Source organism: Rathayibacter sp. AY1C6, assembly GCF_002931535.1.
Taxonomy (GTDB): Bacteria; Actinomycetota; Actinomycetes; order Actinomycetales; family Microbacteriaceae; genus Rathayibacter.
This window is the reverse complement of the sequence record NZ_PSWC01000001.1, coordinates 58,067-74,010: the sequence shown is the minus strand read 5'-3', so window position 1 is coordinate 74,010 and position 15,944 is coordinate 58,067. Positions and strand designations below refer to the sequence as shown.

Genomic DNA, 15,944 nt, shown 5'->3' with positions numbered 1-15,944 from the left:
TCGTGGCGTGCGCCGGTGAGGGCGCGGAGGTCGAGTACTGGTCGGGATCGTCGGCGTGGATCGATCATCCCACCCGAACACTGCGTGGTTCCTCCACGCACGCCTTCACACAAGGAGCACCCGCATGGACTGGCGCGACAAGGCCGCTTGCCTCACCGCAGACCCCGAGCTTTTCTTCCCGGTCGGCAACACCGGCCCGGCCGTGGACCAGATCGAGAAGGCGAAGTCGGTGTGCGCACGCTGCACCGTCACCGAGGTCTGCCTCCAGTACGCCCTCGAGACCGGCCAGGACTCGGGCGTGTGGGGCGGCCTCAGCGAGGACGAGCGTCGCGCCCTGAAGCGCCGCGCCGCCCGCGCACGCCGCGCCTCCTAGGCGCACGAGCCGCTCGGCGGCACGAACGACCCCGACCCCCGTCGCCTCTCGGCAGCGGGGGTCGCGTCGTCTCCGGGCTCAGGAGCGGGCGCGCTCCAGCCACCGCAGCGGCACCTCGATGGTGACCTCGGTGCCGCGCCCGACCAGCGTGTGCCAGTCGATGGTGCCGCCGAGCTCGCCCTGGATGAGCGTGCGCACGATCTGCGTGCCCAGGCCCGATCCGACCTTGCCCTCCGGCAGCCCGACGCCCGTGTCGCGCACCTTCACTGTGAGCTCGTCGTCGCTGCGCGAGGCGACGATCTCCACGTCGCCCTCCCGTCCGGCCAGGCCGTGCTCGACGGCGTTGGTGACCAGCTCGGTCAGGGCGAGGGCGAGCGGAGTCGCGTACTCGCTGGGCAGGTTGCCGAAGCTCCCCGTCAGCTTCGGGTGCACCGTGGTGTTGTGGGTCGAGGCGACCTCGGCGATCAGCAGCAGCACCCGGTCGAAGACCGCGTCGAAGTCGACGTTCTGGTTCAGCCCCTCCGAGAGCGTGTCGTGCACGACCGCGATGGCGGCGACGCGGCGCATCGCCTGCGTGAGCGCCTCCCGGGCGAGGTCGGAGTGGGTGCGCCTGGCCTGGATCCGCAGCAGCGAGGCCACGGTCTGCAGGTTGTTCTTCACGCGGTGGTGGATCTCGCGGATCGTCGCGTCCTTGGTGATGAGCTCCCGCTCCTGGTGGCGCAGCTCCGTCACGTCGCGGCACAGGACGACGGCGCCGACCCGCTCGCCGCGGTCGCGGATCGGGATCGCGCGCAGCGACACCGTCACTCCGCGGGCCTCGATGTCGGTGCGCCACGGCGCCCGGCCGGTCACGACCAGCGGGAGCGACTCGTCGATGACGACCTTCCCCGCGATCAGCTTCGTCGTGACCTCGGCGAGCGACTCCCCCTCGAGCTCGTCGGCGAAGCCGATGCGGTTGAACGCCGAGAGGGCGTTGGGGCTCGCGAACGTGGTGACGCCGTCGACGTCCAGGCGGATCAGGCCGTCGGACGCGCGCGGCGCCCCGCGGCGAGGACCGGTCGGCGCGCCCAGATCGGGGAAGTCGCCCGAGGCGATCATCGAGAAGAGGTCGTTCGCGCAGTCGTTGAACGTCAACTCCTGCCGGCTCGGCGTGCGCGTCTCGCTGAGGTTGGTGTGGCGTGTGACGACCGCGATGGGGCGGTCCGTCGTCCCGCCGTCGGAGGCTCCCAGGCGGCGCAGGACGGGCACCGCGCGCACGCGGGTGGGCGTCTCCTCGAACCAGTCCGGGGCGGAGGTGTCGACGATCCGCGCCGTCTCGAACGCCTCGACGACCTGGGCGCGCCACTCCGACTTGATCCTCTGCCCGACGAAGTCGCGGTAGAAGAGCGTCGCCGCACTGCTGGGGCGCGCGTGGGCGACGGCGACGAAGCTGTCGTCGGCCGTGGGCACCCAGAGCACGATGTCGGCGAAGGCCAGGTCGGCGAGCAGCTGCAGGTCGCCGACGAGCAGGTGCAGCCATTCGACGTCCGCTTCGTCGGATCGGCCGTGGGAGAGGACGAGGTCACTGAGGGTCGACACCCGACAAGCCTAGGGCGCGGCCGGGCGGCGCACGCCGGGCTCGCTGTCCACAGCTCGGGACGGCCGACGATTATCCACAGTCTGCGCCTCTGCCTTCCATGAGCATCCCTCGACTGCTTCGATGAGGTCGTCCTCGCGTGCCGACCCAGCGCGCCCCGCCCGTCGAGCAGAGAGGTGACCCGGACCCGTGAACAGCTCGTCCTGCCCCAGGAGATCGCCGCATGAGCCTTCCCCTCCACGCCTTCGACTACCGCACCCTCCCCCTCGACCCCGAGGCGGCCGTGGAGCGGCTCACCCTCGCGGAGTTCTTCGCCCCGCAGCCTGCGACCCGCGCGGAGCTGCCCGAACCGGAGCCCCTGCTCGCCCGGCTCACGCACCTCGTGATCGAGATCCTCGAGGGCTCGCGCGAGATCGACCAGATCGCGCGGTGGCTGAGCGACGAGGTCTACCACCACCTGCAGAAGCGGGTCGTGCTCGCGGCCCGCGCCCGCAGCCTGCGGAAGCGGACGGCGCAGCGCGTCCCGTTCACGGTCGGACGGGTGATCGTCACGGAGCCGCGGGACGGTGTCGTCGAGGGAGTCGTGCTGGTGCATCACCGCGCACGGAGCCGGGCCGTCGCGATCCGGCTCGAAGGCACGGACGCGCGCTGGCGTGCCACCGCGATCAACGTGCTGTGAGGAGCGGGTCAGCGCTCCGGGGCGGCCGCACCGGCCGGGAGCACGATCTCCACTCCCCTGTCGCGCAGGGCCTCCTCGAGCTCCGGGGGCGGCGGGGCGTCGGTGACGAGATGATCCGCGCGACCGAGCTCCGCGACCTCCTCGGGGACGGCTTCACCGCCGCCGACTACGACCGCGTCGGCGGACTCCCTCCCCAGCCCTGCTCGCAAGCGGTGTGCGCAGCGGTGGAGTCGGCGCTCGAGGCCAGCTGCGTCCCCGGGCTCGTCCTCGAGACGGACCGGCCGACGACGATCGGCCTCGGCGACACCTTCGCCGGCGGCTTCGTCTCGGCCCTCGCGCGCGGCGAGTCCTGACGGCGGGCGAGGCGGGCTCCGAGCCTCCGCAGGAACGCCGACGGCCCCGGACACCCGCTGCTGCGGGACCGGGGCCGTCGGCGTCGTCCGGGGAGGACTCAGCGGCGCTTGGACTGCGCGCGCCGCTCCTCACGGTTGGCGGGGGCGTCCGAGCCGCCCGGCTTCTGGCCGAAGGCGCCGGTCGTCGGAGTCTCCTCCGCCTCGCCCTCGGGGAGCGCCTTGCGGGCCTCCTCGGCGCGGGCCTTCGCGGTGGCCGCCTGCTGCACCTGTCCGCGCTGGTCGCGGACCTCGACGCCGCCGGTGTCGCTCGGGGCCGAGTAGCTGAGCTTCTCGGCCGGAGCGACCGGCTGAGCGAGGCCCTTGGCCGCGACTCCGGCGACCTCGCCCTGCTTCTGGGTCACCTCGACCTCGAGGTTGAAGAGGAAGCCGACGGTCTCCTCGCGGATCTGCCCCATCATCTGCTGGAACAGAGCGAAGCCCTCGCGCTGGTACTCGACCAGCGGATCGCGCTGGGCCATCGCGCGCAGGCCGATGCCGTCCTTGAGGTAGTCCATCTCGTAGAGGTGGTCGCGCCAGCGGCGGTCGATCACCGAGAGCACGACACGGCGCTCGAGCTCTCGCATGGCGGGAGAGCCCAGCTGCTCCTCGCGGCGCTGGTAGGCGAGCTGCGCGTCCGAGAGGATCTCGCGGCGCATGAACTCCTTGTTGATGCGGCCGCGGCTGCCCGCCTCCTGCACCACCTCGTCGATGGTGAGGCTGATCGGGTACAGCGTCTTCAGCTCGGTCCAGAGGGCGTCGAAGTCCCAGTCGTCGCCGTTGCCGTCGCCGGTGTGCACCTCGAGGATCTCGTCGATCACGTCGACGAGGAACTTCTGGGTGCGCTCGTGCAGGTCGTCGCCCTCGAGGATGTGGCGGCGGTCCGAGTAGATCGCCTCGCGCTGGCGGTTGAGGACGTCGTCGTACTTGAGGACGTTCTTGCGGATCTCGGCGTTGCGGGCCTCGACCTGCGACTGGGCGCTGCGGATGGCGCGCGAGACGACCTTCGACTCGATGGCGATGTCGTCCGGGACGTTGCCGCGGCCCATGAGCGCCTCGGCGGCGCCGGAGTTGAACAGGCGCATGAGGTCGTCGGTGAGCGAGAGGTAGAAGCGGCTCTCCCCCGGGTCGCCCTGGCGGCCCGAGCGTCCGCGGAGCTGGTTGTCGATGCGGCGCGACTCGTGGCGCTCGGTGCCGAGCACGTAGAGGCCGCCGGCGGCCTGGACCTTCTCGGCCTCCTCGCCCACCTTCTCCTTGACGGCGGCGAAGACCTCGTCCCACTCTGCCTCGTACTCCTCCGGGGTCTCGGAGGGGTTCAGGCCCTTGGCCGTCATCTCGGAGACCGCGAGGAACTCGGCGTTGCCGCCGAGCATGATGTCGGTGCCTCGACCGGCCATGTTGGTCGCGACGGTGACGGCGCCGAGGCGGCCGGCCTGGGCGACGATGGCCGCCTCCCGCGCGTGGTTCTTGGCGTTCAGGACCTCGTGGCGCACGCCCTTCTTGGCGAGCAGGCGCGAGAGGTACTCGCTCTTCTCGACGCTGGTCGTGCCGACGAGGACCGGCTGCCCGGCCGCGTGGCGCTCCGCGATGTCCTCGACGACCTGGGCGAACTTGACCTGCTCGTTCTTGTAGACGAGGTCGGCGTTGTCGATCCGCTGCATCTTGCGGTTCGTCGGGATCGGGACGACGCCGAGCTTGTAGGTCGACATGAACTCGGCGGCCTCGGTCTCGGCCGTTCCGGTCATGCCGGAGAGCTTCGCGTAGAGGCGGAAGTAGTTCTGGAGCGTGACGGTGGCCAGTGTCTGGTTCTCGGCCTTGACCTGCACGCCCTCCTTCGCCTCGATGGCCTGGTGGATGCCCTCGTTGTAGCGGCGTCCGGCCAGGATGCGGCCGGTGTGCTCGTCGACGATCAGGACCTCGCCGTTCAGCACGACGTAGTCCTTGTCCTTCTTGAACAGCGCGCGCGCCTTGATGGCGTTGTTGAGGAACGAGATCAGCGGGGTGTTCGCCGACTCGTAGAGGTTGTCGATGCCGAGGTAGTCCTCGACCTTCTCGATGCCGGGCTCGAGGACGCCGACGGTGCGCTTCTTCTCGTCGACCTCGAAGTCCTCGCCCTCGTCGAGGCGCTTGGCGAGGTTGGCGAACTCCGCGAACCAGCGGTTCGCCTCGCCCGACGCCGGTCCGGAGATGATCAGCGGGGTGCGGGCCTCGTCGATGAGGATCGAGTCGACCTCGTCGACGATGGCGTAGAAGTGGCCGCGCTGGACCATGTCCTGCGCCTGCCACGCCATGTTGTCGCGGAGGTAGTCGAAGCCGAACTCGTTGTTCGTGCCGTAGGTGATGTCGGCCGAGTACTGCTCGCGGCGCTGCTCCGGGGTCTGGCCCGAGAGGATCACTCCGGTCGTCATGCCGAGGGCGCGGAACACGCGCCCCATCAGCTCGGACTGGTACGACGCGAGGAAGTCGTTGACCGTGACGATGTGCACGCCGCGGCTGGCGATCGCGTTGAGGTAGGCCGGGAGGGTCGCGACGAGCGTCTTGCCCTCTCCGGTCTTCATCTCGGCGATGTTGCCCAGGTGCAGGGCGGCGCCGCCCATGAGCTGCACGTCGAAGTGGCGGAGGCCGAGCGTCCGGCGCGAGGCCTCGCGGACGGCGGCGAACGCCTCCGGCAGTAGGTCGTCGAGGGACTCGCCGTTCGAGTAGCGCTCGCGCAGCTCGACGGTCTCGTTCTTCAGCTCCTCGTCGCTGAGGTGCGTGAAGTCCTCTTCGAGGGCGTTGACGGCCTTCGCGTAGTTCTCGAGGCGGCGGATGACCCGCCCCTCCCCGACGCGAAGGACCTTTTCGAGGACAGAGGCCACGGGGTACTCCAAAAAAGTAGAAGACAGGAGTCGCGCGCCGGAGCGCGGACCGCGACCAGCCTAGCCGGGGCGGGCGGCGAGCGGTCGGGGCGACGCGTCCGCCCTGGGCGGACTCCCTGCCTGGGCACGGGGAGGGCCCCGGAGCGGATGCTCCGGGGCCCGGGGTCGGATCTCAGCCGGCGGCCTGCTCGGCGAGCTCGTCGGCCTCGTCGCCGAGGCCGATCACGCCGTAGTCCCAGCCCTTGCGGCGGTAGACCACGCTCGGGCGGTTCGTGTCGGAGTCGATGAAGAGGTAGAAGTCGTGTCCGACCAGCTCCATGTAGTCGACGGCGTCGTCGACGGTCATCGAGACGGAGGCGAAGACCTTCTTGCGGATGACGACGGGGCAGTACGGCTCCTCGACCTCGTCCTCGACCGGCTCCGGCGCCTCCTGCACGGGGATGACGCCTGTGCTCAGCTGCTCCAGCACCGCCGCGTCGGCCGGCTGGATGGCGACGACGCTGAAGTCGTCGGCGGCCGCGTCGCGGAGCGAGGTCGGCCGATGCTGGCCCCGATGGACCTTCTTCCGGTCCTTGGCGCGTCTCACCCGTTCGAGCAGCCGGCCGATGGCGACGTCGAACGCCGCGTACTTGTCGGCTCCGCTCGCCTCGGCCCGGACCACGGGCCCCTTGCCGATCAGCGTCAGCTCCACGCGGTCGCCGCCGGCCGAGCCCTTGCCCTCGGCGTGCCTGCTCGCCTTGATCTCGAGTGCGAGAGCACGATCGGCGAGGTGCGCCACCTTGTCCGACTTCTCCGTCGCGTACGCGCGGAAGCGATCGGTGATGTCGATGTTGCGTCCTGTGATGTCGATGTCCATGACAACCTCCCAGTCGAGTACGGCGTGCCGCCTTTCTCCGGGGCGGACCGTTCACGCCGTGCCCCCACCGTAGACCCCGGCCACCGGATCGTCACCGGGAGTTCGTCCGGATTCTGCTGCTACGTTCCCTCCTCGTTGCGCGGTGCCGGCCAGGGCCGCCGCGGCCCGGACCGTCCCGCCGGCCGCACGCACGGCGCGCCGGAGCTCGAGCAGGGTCGCGCCGGAGGTGACCACGTCGTCGACGAGGACCACCGGCGGCCACGACGAGAGCGGACGGCGGGCGCGGAACGCCCCGTCGAGGTTGCCGCGCCGCTCGACGCGGCCGAGCCCGACCTGGTCGCGGACCATCCGCGACCGCCGGAGAGGACGCGCCGCCCGCCCTCCCGCCGCGGCGACCAGCTGCGCGACGGGATCGGCGCCCCGCCGCACGCGGCCGAGCCAGGAGCCGGGCGGGACGACCAGGATCGCGGGGCTGCCGGCGAGCGCCGCGCCGAGGGCCGGACGCAACAGCGCGCCGAGCGGGGCGAGGCAGGCCGTGCGGCCCTCCTCCTTCAGCGCGACGACGAGGCGGCGCACCGTGCCCTCGTACGGGGCACCGGTGATGACGAGGAGCGGATCGTCCGGCGGGCCGACGACGCGGGTCAGCAGGCAGGCCGAGGCGGCCGCGTCGGCCGAGCAGTCCGGACAGGGCGCCCGGCTCGTCGGCTCTCCGCAGGCGGGGCACTCCAGCGGGAGGAGGACGGCGAGGGCGTCGAGCAGGTGATCGGAGAGCATGCCTTCCACGCTCGCCGTCCGGGCCTCGGCGCGGAGGGCTGATACGTCGGATCGGGACGATCCGCCCGCCCGACGCGCCTGGGGAGGATCATCCGGGGAGCGCCGTCGTCGACAGGGCTCGTCGTCGCCGACAGGACCCGTCAGGACCCCATGCCGGTCTGCGCCGCGAGCAGCCGGATGTCCGTCGCGGTCGTCTGCCAGGCCGAGCCCCGCTGCTGCCGGAGCTCCCCGCCCTCGGCGAGGATGCGGACCTGGGTCGAGGTGTTGCCCGCGGCGATCTGGACCGTGCCCGTCGTCGTGCCGAGCGCCGTGGCGCCTCCGCCGAGCAGGTTCATCGTGACGGCGTCCTCCCCCGTCGAGCCGCGCACGACCGACACCACGTCGAGCTCGTCCGTCCAGGCCGCGGCGACCGCGGTCCCCAGGGTCGAGCGGAGGACGACCGGCTCGCCGACCGCCACCGGGTCGCCGTCCCGTGAGCGGGTGATGCCGGCCACCAGCACCGTGGCCTGCTGCCCGTCCTGGGCGAGCGCCAGCATCCGGGTGCCGTCGCGCGACACGGCGATCGAGGCGAGCGACTCGACCTCGCTCCAGGCCGTCGCGACCTGCATCGAGCGCGAGCCGTCCGCGGAGTACGCCACCAGCTGCCCGGGCGAGGCCGACGGCACGGACCACACGTACCCGAGCGGATCGATCGTCGGCGCGACGAGGCCCGACCTCGCGTCGAGGAGGACGTCGGCACCGTCGGGCTCCACGAGGCTCACGCCCGCGGCGGTGAGCACGGCCGCCGATGCGTCCGAGTCGGCCCCGCGCTGCTCGCCGAGGACCGCGGCCCGCGGCTGCAGCGCCTCGATCCGATCCGAGATCCCGAGGCCGGCCAGCCCGGAGGAGCCGAGGAATCCGAAAGCGTCGTCGGTCAGCACGAGCGGCCGGGTGTCGACGCGGGGCGAGGTCGGCAGGCCGGTGACCTCGGAGGGGACGTCGATCGGGTTCTGCTCGACCGAGAGCGCGACTCCGGTGACGTTCGAGACGTTCGCGAGGCTCCGGTTCAGCTGCAGGGCCATCAGCCGCCACTGCGCCGGATCGGCCTCGAGAGCGGCCGGGTTCAGGTCCACCACGGCGCGCTGCGACTCGACCGGGACGGTCTCGGCCGCCAGCGTCGTCCCGGTCGGGAAGGCCGACACGACGGCGGCGGAGTCCCGCAGCCACGGCGTGGGGCCGCGCAGCAGCTCGGTGACGATCGTGGTGCTGGTGGAGCTGTCGGCGCGCGAGGCGAACCAGCGCAGGTCCGGCACGAGGTACTGGTATCCGGGGTCGAAGAAGTAGAGCGCGTGCGTCGAGAAGACCTGCTCGAAGGTGGTGCGGTCGATCACCACGCCGCTCGGCGGCGCGCTGATGCGCCACTCGCCGTTCTCCTGGACGAAGCCGTAGTCGAGGGTCAGGCCGGCCGTGGTGGCGACGTCGGTGTAGACGCCGGTCGCGTCGACCTCGGCGACGGGCGTGATCGTCAGCGAGAGCGTGGATCCCGACTGCGGCGAGGCGGAGCGCTGGCCCTCGTCGACCGTCACGTGCTCGCCCGGCGTCCAGTCGGCTCCGGTGGAGAGGAACTCGCGGGCGATCTTGTAGTTGTTCTGCGGGCTCGACGCGGCGTCGATGAAGCCGGTCAGGATGTCGCGCTGCGACGCACCGACGGCGGGTCCCGACGGGAGGAAGTCGTACTGGAGGTCCTGCGGCGCGGTGTCGGGCCGTCCGACTCCGACGTCGCCGTCCCGCGGGATGCCGGCGCACCCGGCCAGCCCGAACGCGAGCAGCGCGGCGGCCGCGACGGCGCGGAGGACGCCGCGCCTCACGGGAGCACCCCCGCGGCCCCGACCGGAGGAGCCTGCAGCGGCGGGAGGACGATCGGGCCGCTGTAGGCCTGCTCGCCCGCGTCGACCGGGGGCAGCGGGAGCGGCGAGGCCTCGATCCGCTCGCCGCGGTGCCGGGGCACGGTCAGGCGGAAGCAGGCGCCGCGATCGGGCACGGACCAGACCTGCAGCCAGCCGTGGTGCAGGGCGGTGTCCTCCTGCGCGATGGAGAGGCCGAGGCCGGTGCCGCCGAGCGTGCGGCGGCGGGACGGGTCGGCGCGCCAGAAGCGGTCGAAGACGCGCACCACCTCCTCGCTGCTCATGCCGTGCCCGTAGTCGCGCACCGCGAGGGCGACCGCGCTGGCGTTGCTGTCGACGGTGACGACGACCTCGCGGCCGTCGCCGTGCTCGATCGCGTTGCCCAGCAGGTTGCGGACGATCCGGCGGATGCGGCGCGGATCGAGGTCGGCGTCGAAGTAGCCGCCCGGGGCGGAGAGAGTGAGCCGGGAACCGTTCGCCTCCGCGATCCCGCGCATCGCCTCGATCTCGTCGCCGGCCAGCTTCACCAGGTTGACCGGCTCGAGCTCGAGCTCGGCCGATCCCGCGTCGTGGCGGGAGATCTCGAGCAGGTCGGCGAGGAGGCTCTCGAAGCGGTCGATCTGGCTGTGCAGCAGCTCGACCGTGCGCTCGGCGACCGGGGCGAAGTCCTCGCGCTGGTCGTACAGCACGTCCCCGGCCAGCTTCATCGTCGTCAGCGGCGTCCGGAGCTCGTGCGAGACGTCCGAGACGAAGCGCTGCTGGACCTGGCTGAGCGTCGCGAGCTCGCTGATCCGGTCCTGCAGGCTGTCGGCCATGCCGTTGAAGGACCGGGCGAGGGTCGCGATCACGTCCTGGCCCCGCTCGGGTATCCGCACGTCGAAGTCGCCGGCGGCGAGGCGCTGGCTCGTCTCGGCCGCGACCCGGACCGGGGCGACGACGATCCGCACGACGACCCAGCTGACCGCTCCGATCAGCAGGATGAGCAGGATCCCCGCCACGTTGAGCACCTGCTGCACGAACTGGAGCGTGCGCTCCGCGTCCGCGAGGGAGTAGCCGATGTACAGCTCGTAGCGCCCGGCCGAGCTCGGCAGCTCGAGGGTCGAGCCGACGAGGATGCCGGGCTGCTGCTGACCGGAGGCGTCGAGCGTCACCGACTGCCAGTACTGCCCGTCGGAGCCCGCCTGCACCCGCTCGCGCAGCGCGTCGCTGATCACGCCGTTCTGCAGCTCGCGGTTGTAGATGTCCTGAGGCGCCAGCGAGGACGCCTCCTGGTCGGGCGAGCGCACGACGGCGATCAGCGCGGAGGAGGAGGCGTCCCGGACGGCGGTGCGCACCGAGCTCATCACCTCCTCCATGTCCTGGCGGGTGGAGACGGTGGCGGCGTCGAGGTATCCCTGCGCGGCCCGGGTCGCGCGCGACGTGTCGCCCGTGACCTGCGTCAGCCGTGACTGGAACAGGTTGTCGCTGATGCTGTACGAGAGGTAGACGCCGGTCGAGCCGATGGCGATGCCGCTGAGCAGGACCGTGATCGCGACCGCGCGGAACTGCAGCGACGTGCGCCACACCCCGAGCACGCGGCGGGGCCACCGGCGCACGTCGGGAGCGGCGAGGCGGGGCACGGTCAGCCCGGGAGGACGGCGCCGGCGCGGTAGCCGACGCCGCGCACGGTCATCACGATGCGGGGGTCGTCCGGGTCCTTCTCGACCTTGGCGCGCAGGCGCTGGACGTGCACGTTCACGAGGCGGGTGTCGGCCTTGTAGTGGTAGCCCCAGACCTGCTCGAGCAGCATCTCGCGGGTGAAGACCTGCTGGGGCTTGGAGGCGAGGGCGAGGAGGAGGTCGAACTCGAGCGGGGTCAGGCCGATGCGCGTCTCGCCGCGGCGGACCTCGTGGCCGGCGACGTCGAGGCTCAGGTCCCCGACCTGCAGCACCGCGTTCGCGGCGGCGGTGGCGGGACGCAGGCGCGTCCTGATCCGCGCGACGAGCTCCTTGGGGTCGAACGGCTTGACCATGTAGTCGTCGGCGCCGGACTCGAGGCCCTGCACGACGTCGGAGGTGTCGGACTTGGCCGTCAGCATGATGACGGGGACGCCGGACTCGGCGCGGATCGCGCGGCACACCTCGATCCCGTCGATCCCGGGCAGCATCAGGTCGAGCAGGACCAGGTCCGGCCGGGCCCGCCGGAAGGCCTCGAGGGCGCCTGAGCCGTCCGCGCAGAAGGAGACGTCGTACCCGTCGGCGCGCAGGACGATGCCGATCATCTCGGCCAGGGCGGCGTCGTCGTCGACCACCAGAATGCGCGCGCTCATCGGTCTGCTCTTCCTCGTCTCGGGTCGCGCCCGCCCACGGCGCGCACGGTGACCCGACCCAGGCTAACCGACGCACCTCTCCGTGGGCGGGGAGCGGGCTCTGCGGGCGAAGGGGGTCCGCTCGGGGGAGGACCCCGCCCGCACGCCTGTGACAGCATGGAGGGGATGACCGACGCAGCTCAGTGGCCCCCGCCCGCAGGGCGTCCGGACGACGCGGCCGTCCCGGCGCAGGACGGCGACCGGCGCAGGCCGCTGCCCGCTCCCGTCGCCCCGGCCTGGTCGCCCGCGCCGCTGAGCGCAGGCCCCGTACCACCCGGTCCCGCCGGGGGCTCCTGGTCGCCCGCCGGCGCCGGCCCCTGGTCGCCCGGACGCCCAGCGCCCGGCTGGACTCCCCCGCCCAAGCCCGGTCTCGTGCCGCTGCGCCCGCTCGGCTTCGGCACCCTGCTCGGCGCCCCGTTCCAGGTCCTCCGCCGCAGCCCCCGCACGACCCTGGGCGTCGCCCTGCTGGTGCAGGGCCTCGGGTCGGTGCTCGCCCTGGCGGTCTACGGCTTGATCGCGGTGCTCGCCGTCGGGCGCATCGCGCAGGCGGAGTCCGCCGACCGCGACGCCGTCGGCGCGGGCTCCCTCGCGGTCGTGGTCCTGGCCGCCCTCATCCCCCTCGCCGTCTCGCTCGCCAGCGGTGCCCTCGTGCAGGGCGTGGTCGTGCTCGAGGTCACCCGCGGCGTCCTCGGCGAGCGGGCGACCTTCCGACAGCTGCTCGCCCGGCTGCGGGGCCGCTTCTGGGCGCTGATCGGCTGGACGGTCCTGCAGGGCGTCGGCTACCTCCTCCTGGTGCTCCTCGCCGTGGCGCTCGCCGTGCCGCTGTTCGTCATCGGAGCGATGGACGGGACGTCGAGCGCGATCGTCGGCGGGATCCTGGTGCTCGTCGGCTCCGGCCTGGTCGCCCTCGCGCTGGGGGTCTGGCTGTCGACGAAGCTCGCCCTGGTTCCGAGCCTGATCGTCGTCGAGCGGCTGCCGCTGCGCCGTGCGGTGGCGCGCTCCTGGCGGCTGGTGGCGGGCGGCTTCTGGCGCACCTTCGGCGCGCTCGCGCTGATGACCGTGATCATCCAGGTCGCCGGCCAGATCGTGGCCACGCCGTTCAGCCTGCTCATCCCGATCGCCGGCGCCCTGATCGCCCCGACCGACCCGGACGCGCAGCTCGTCACCTCGCTCGTGGTGACGATCGCCTCCGTCGCCGTGGGCTTCGTGATCGGCGCCGTCGGCACCGTGCTCCAGTCGGCCGTGACGGGCCTCGTCTACCTCGACCGACGGATGCGCCGCGAGGGCTTCGACCTGGTGCTGATGCGCCACGTCGAGGAGCGCGCGGCGGGCCACCCCTCCCCCGATCCCTTCCCCGTGCGGGAGCGCCCGTGATCCTCGCCGCGGCCCCTCTCGAGCCCGACGCGGAGCAGGCGCGCCGACTCCTCCTCGAGGAGCTCGCCGACCCGCGCTACCGGGCGGCCGAGCCGACCCTCTTCGACCGGGTGGTGCAGGCGGTGCGCGACTGGTTCGCCTCCCTCACGCTGCAGGGCGACGGGCCGCCGGTGCCGATCGCCGCCGTGATCGGCGTGCTGGTGCTGGTGGCGCTCGTGGTCGCCGCGCTCGTCATCGCGGGACGGCCCCGCGCCGGTCGCCGCAGCACCGTCACGGGAGCGGTGCTCGCCGACGACGACACCCGCTCGGCCGCGATCCTCCGCTCGCTCGCCGAGGCCGCGGCCGCCCGCGGGGACTGGGACGAGGCGCTCGTCGAGCGCTTCCGCGCCCTGGTGCGCTCCCTCGACGAGCGGACCGTCCTGCGGGTCTCGCCCGGCACGACCGCGCTCGGCCTGGCGTCGCGCGCCTCTGCGGCCTTCCCCTCCTCCGCCGCCGCGCTGCGCCGCACGGCCGACGACTTCGACCGCGTGCGCTACCTCGGGCAGCCCTGCGGCCCGGCCGAGTACGAGCGGGTCGCGGCTCTGGACCGCGAGCTCGCCGCGGCCTCGCCGGTCCTGGACGCCCTGGCGGCGCCCCGGTGAGCGCCGACACGGTCTCCAGCCCGACCCTCGGCGCGCTGCTGCGCCGCGGACGGGTGTGGGTGCTCCTGCTCGTGATCGTCGCGGTCGGCACTCTGCTGCTCACCGTCGCGACCGGGACCCGGGTGGCCGCCCCGGACCTCGACGTCGACAGCGCGACCCCGGACGGCGCCCGCGCGCTCGCCCAGGTGCTGCGCGATCAGGGCGTCGAGGTCGTCCGCGCCGACGACCTGGACTCCGCTCTCGCCGCCTCCTCCCCGGACGCGACACTGCTCGTCGACGACCCGGACGTGGCCCTCGACGAGGCCCAGTACCGCCGGCTCGCCCGCGCCTCGGCCTCGCTCGTCCTGGTGACCCCGGGAGGAGCCGCGCTCGACGCCCTGCTGCCGGACGTCCGCTTCGCCGGCTCCCCGGCCGGCGACGGCCCCTTCCGCGCCGAGTGCCCGCTCCCGGCGGCCGAGCGCGCCGGGACGCTCCCCGCCGGAGGGAGCACGTACCGGATCCTCGACGACGGCGACGCGGTCGGCTGCTTCCCCTCAGGCGACGACGGCTTCCTGCTCGTGAGCACAGGGTTCCCGCAGGGCGCCGACGTCACCGCGATCGGCGACGCCGACCTCCTCCGCAACGGCACCATCGGCCAGGACGGCCGCGCCGCTCTCGCACTCGGACTGCTCGGCGGTGAGGACCGGCTGGTCTGGTACCGCGCCGGAGCCGCCGACTCGGCGAGCACCACCCCTGCACCCGCCGACCTCGCCCCCGGCTGGGTGACTCCGGCTCTCCTGCTGCTGGTGGCCGTGTTCGTCGCCTCCGCCGTATGGCGCGGCCGCCGGCTCGGCCCGCTCGCGGTCGAGCCGCTGCCGGTCGTCGTGCATGCGAGCGAGACAGCCCGCGGCCGCGCGCGGCTCTACGCGCGCGGAGCCCTGCGGCCCCGCGCCCTCGACGCACTGCGCATCGGCACCCTCCGGCGGACGGCCGCGCTCCTGGGACTCGCTCCGGCGACCGGGGTCGACGAGATCGTCGCCGTCGCCGCCGAGCGCCTCGGCCGCGATCAGGCCGCGCTGCGCCGTCTGCTCGTCGACGACCTGCCGGGCGACGACGCCGCCCTCATCGCCGCCTCCGACGAGCTCCTCCGCTTCGAGAGCGCGCTCCGCGCCGCCCTCTCCCCGACGACCGCCCGACGACCGGAAGGCCCCTCCCGATGAGCGACACCACCCCCTCCGCCCGCGACGGAGCGCCGGTCTCCGACGACGACCTGCGCGCCGAGCTCGACCGGGTCCGCTCCGAGGTCGGCCGCGCGGTCGTCGGCCAGGACGGCGCCGTCTCCGGGCTCCTGATCGCCCTCCTCGCGGGCGGCCACGTCCTGCTCGAGGGCGTCCCCGGAGTCGCGAAGACGCTGCTCGTGCGCGCCCTGTCCGTCTCGCTCGGCCTCGACACCCGCCGGGTGCAGTTCACGCCGGACCTGATGCCCGGCGACATCACCGGCTCCCTCGTCTACGACGCCTCCACCTCCGGCTTCGCCTTCCGCGAGGGCCCGGTCTTCACGAACCTCCTGCTGGCGGACGAGATCAACCGCACGCCGCCGAAGACCCAGGCCGCGCTGCTCGAGGCGATGGAGGAGCGCCAGGTCAGCGTCGACGGGCGCACCCTGCCTCTGCCGGACCCGTTCCTCGTCGCCGCCACCCAGAACCCGGTGGAGTACGAGGGGACCTACGTGCTCCCGGAGGCCCAGCTGGACCGGTTCCTGCTCAAGCTCGTGCTCGACATCCCGCCGCGCGACGTCGAGGTGGAGGTGCTCTCGCGCCACGCCGGCGGCTTCGACCCGCGCGATCTCGACGCCGCGGGCGTGCGCCCCGTGCTCGACGCCGCTCGTCTGCGCGCCGCCCAGGCGTCGGCCCGGCGCGTCGGAGCCGGCCCCGACGTCCTCGGCTACATCGTCGACCTCGCCCGAGCCACCCGCGAGAGCCCGAGCGTCAAGCTCGGCACCAGCCCCCGCGGCTCGACCGCCCTGCTCGCGGCGTCCCGCGCCTGGGCCTGGCTCAACGGCTACGGCTCGATCACCCCCGACCACGTGCAGGCGATGGTCCTGCCCGTGCTGCGCCACCGCATCCAGCTGGAGCCGGAGGCGGAGCTCGAGGGCGTCCGCACCGAGGCCGTCCTGGGCGGGATCCTGCAGCAGGTCCGCGTCCCGGTCTGAGCC

14 protein-coding genes are annotated in these 15,944 nt (G+C 73.1%); 7 read left to right on the top strand and 7 right to left on the bottom strand.

What is annotated here, in order from left to right; genetic code table 11:
• The first annotated feature begins 124 nt into the window (after positions 1–124).
• Entirely contained in the window at positions 125–373 is a 249-nt protein-coding gene (locus C5D36_RS00315; protein ID WP_055788231.1) for a WhiB family transcriptional regulator, read from the top strand.
• 78 nt (positions 374–451) lie between these two features.
• On the opposite strand, the gene C5D36_RS00310 is transcribed toward C5D36_RS00315, so the two are convergent.
• Complete coding sequence (locus C5D36_RS00310) at positions 452–1,951, bottom strand: sensor histidine kinase (RefSeq protein ID WP_104224128.1); 1,500 nt, start codon at positions 1,949–1,951, stop codon at positions 452–454.
• A gap of 221 nt (positions 1,952–2,172) precedes the next feature.
• On the opposite strand from C5D36_RS00310, the gene C5D36_RS00305 reads away from it, so the two are divergent.
• A complete protein-coding gene (locus tag C5D36_RS00305; RefSeq protein ID WP_219812255.1) occupies positions 2,173–2,628 on the top strand; it encodes an Rv3235 family protein in 456 nt (151 codons plus the stop codon).
• 110 nt (positions 2,629–2,738) lie between these two features.
• Positions 2,739–2,981: a carbohydrate kinase family protein gene (locus C5D36_RS00300; protein WP_146078409.1), complete on the top strand. Its 243-nt coding sequence runs from the start codon at positions 2,739–2,741 to the stop codon at positions 2,979–2,981.
• 98 nt (positions 2,982–3,079) lie between these two features.
• Here C5D36_RS00300 and secA read toward each other — a convergent pair whose 3' ends face one another.
• The 6 genes from secA to mtrA form a co-directional block, all read right to left on the bottom strand.
• Positions 3,080–5,875: a preprotein translocase subunit SecA gene (gene secA / locus C5D36_RS00295; RefSeq protein ID WP_104232796.1), complete on the bottom strand. Its 2,796-nt coding sequence runs from the start codon at positions 5,873–5,875 to the stop codon at positions 3,080–3,082.
• A gap of 172 nt (positions 5,876–6,047) precedes the next feature.
• A complete protein-coding gene (hpf, locus tag C5D36_RS00290; protein ID WP_104224131.1) occupies positions 6,048–6,731 on the bottom strand; it encodes a ribosome hibernation-promoting factor, HPF/YfiA family in 684 nt (227 codons plus the stop codon).
• A gap of 51 nt (positions 6,732–6,782) precedes the next feature.
• Positions 6,783–7,505, bottom strand: a complete 723-nt coding sequence (locus tag C5D36_RS00285; protein WP_104232797.1) for a ComF family protein — start codon at positions 7,503–7,505, stop codon at positions 6,783–6,785.
• A gap of 140 nt (positions 7,506–7,645) precedes the next feature.
• Positions 7,646–9,352 (bottom strand): LpqB family beta-propeller domain-containing protein, encoded by a 1,707-nt coding sequence (locus C5D36_RS16690; RefSeq protein ID WP_181067739.1) that lies wholly within the window; start codon positions 9,350–9,352, stop codon positions 7,646–7,648.
• Positions 9,349–11,007, bottom strand: coding sequence for an MtrAB system histidine kinase MtrB (gene mtrB, locus C5D36_RS00275; protein WP_244229464.1), 1,659 nt, complete (start codon positions 11,005–11,007; stop codon positions 9,349–9,351). The genes C5D36_RS16690 and mtrB overlap by 4 nt, the downstream gene beginning before the upstream one ends.
• Before the next feature lie 2 nt (positions 11,008–11,009).
• On the bottom strand, positions 11,010–11,696 hold the full coding sequence (gene mtrA / locus C5D36_RS00270; RefSeq protein ID WP_104224133.1) for an MtrAB system response regulator MtrA: 687 nt from the start codon (positions 11,694–11,696) through the stop codon (positions 11,010–11,012).
• 165 nt (positions 11,697–11,861) lie between these two features.
• On the opposite strand from mtrA, the gene C5D36_RS00265 reads away from it, so the two are divergent.
• The 4 genes from C5D36_RS00265 to C5D36_RS00250 are packed head-to-tail and all read left to right on the top strand — an operon-like array spanning position 11,862 to position 15,941.
• Complete coding sequence (locus C5D36_RS00265) at positions 11,862–13,109, top strand: hypothetical protein (RefSeq protein ID WP_146083673.1); 1,248 nt, start codon at positions 11,862–11,864, stop codon at positions 13,107–13,109.
• The gene (locus C5D36_RS00260) at positions 13,106–13,750 is read left to right on the top strand and encodes a DUF4129 domain-containing protein (RefSeq protein ID WP_104232800.1); all 645 of its coding nucleotides are present in this window, start codon (positions 13,106–13,108) and stop codon (positions 13,748–13,750) included. Before C5D36_RS00265 ends, C5D36_RS00260 begins: the two co-directional genes overlap by 4 nt.
• Positions 13,747–14,949 (top strand): DUF4350 domain-containing protein, encoded by a 1,203-nt coding sequence (locus C5D36_RS00255; RefSeq protein WP_104294948.1) that lies wholly within the window; start codon positions 13,747–13,749, stop codon positions 14,947–14,949. The genes C5D36_RS00260 and C5D36_RS00255 overlap by 4 nt, the downstream gene beginning before the upstream one ends.
• Positions 14,946–15,941 carry a MoxR family ATPase gene (locus tag C5D36_RS00250; protein ID WP_104294947.1) on the top strand — a complete coding sequence of 332 codons (996 nt, stop codon included), beginning with the start codon at positions 14,946–14,948 and terminating at the stop codon, positions 15,939–15,941. Before C5D36_RS00255 ends, C5D36_RS00250 begins: the two co-directional genes overlap by 4 nt.
• Positions 15,942–15,944: the final 3 nt, after the last annotated feature.

Excerpts from the sequence above, each read along its gene's own strand:
- C5D36_RS00250 (WP_104294947.1), top strand. The coding sequence starts at position 14,946 with ATGAGCGACACCACCCCCTCCGCCCGCGACGGAGCGCCGGTCTCCGAC.
- C5D36_RS00305 (WP_219812255.1), top strand. The coding sequence starts at position 2,173 with ATGAGCCTTCCCCTCCACGCCTTCGACTACCGCACCCTCCCCCTCGAC.
- C5D36_RS00315 (WP_055788231.1), top strand. The coding sequence starts at position 125 with ATGGACTGGCGCGACAAGGCCGCTTGCCTCACCGCAGACCCCGAGCTT.
- mtrA (WP_104224133.1), bottom strand. The coding sequence starts at position 11,696 with ATGAGCGCGCGCATTCTGGTGGTCGACGACGACGCCGCCCTGGCCGAG.
- hpf (WP_104224131.1), bottom strand. The coding sequence starts at position 6,731 with ATGGACATCGACATCACAGGACGCAACATCGACATCACCGATCGCTTC.
- C5D36_RS00300 (WP_146078409.1), top strand. The coding sequence starts at position 2,739 with ATGATCCGCGCGACCGAGCTCCGCGACCTCCTCGGGGACGGCTTCACC.
- C5D36_RS00285 (WP_104232797.1), bottom strand. The coding sequence starts at position 7,505 with ATGCTCTCCGATCACCTGCTCGACGCCCTCGCCGTCCTCCTCCCGCTG.
- C5D36_RS00265 (WP_146083673.1), top strand. The coding sequence starts at position 11,862 with ATGACCGACGCAGCTCAGTGGCCCCCGCCCGCAGGGCGTCCGGACGAC.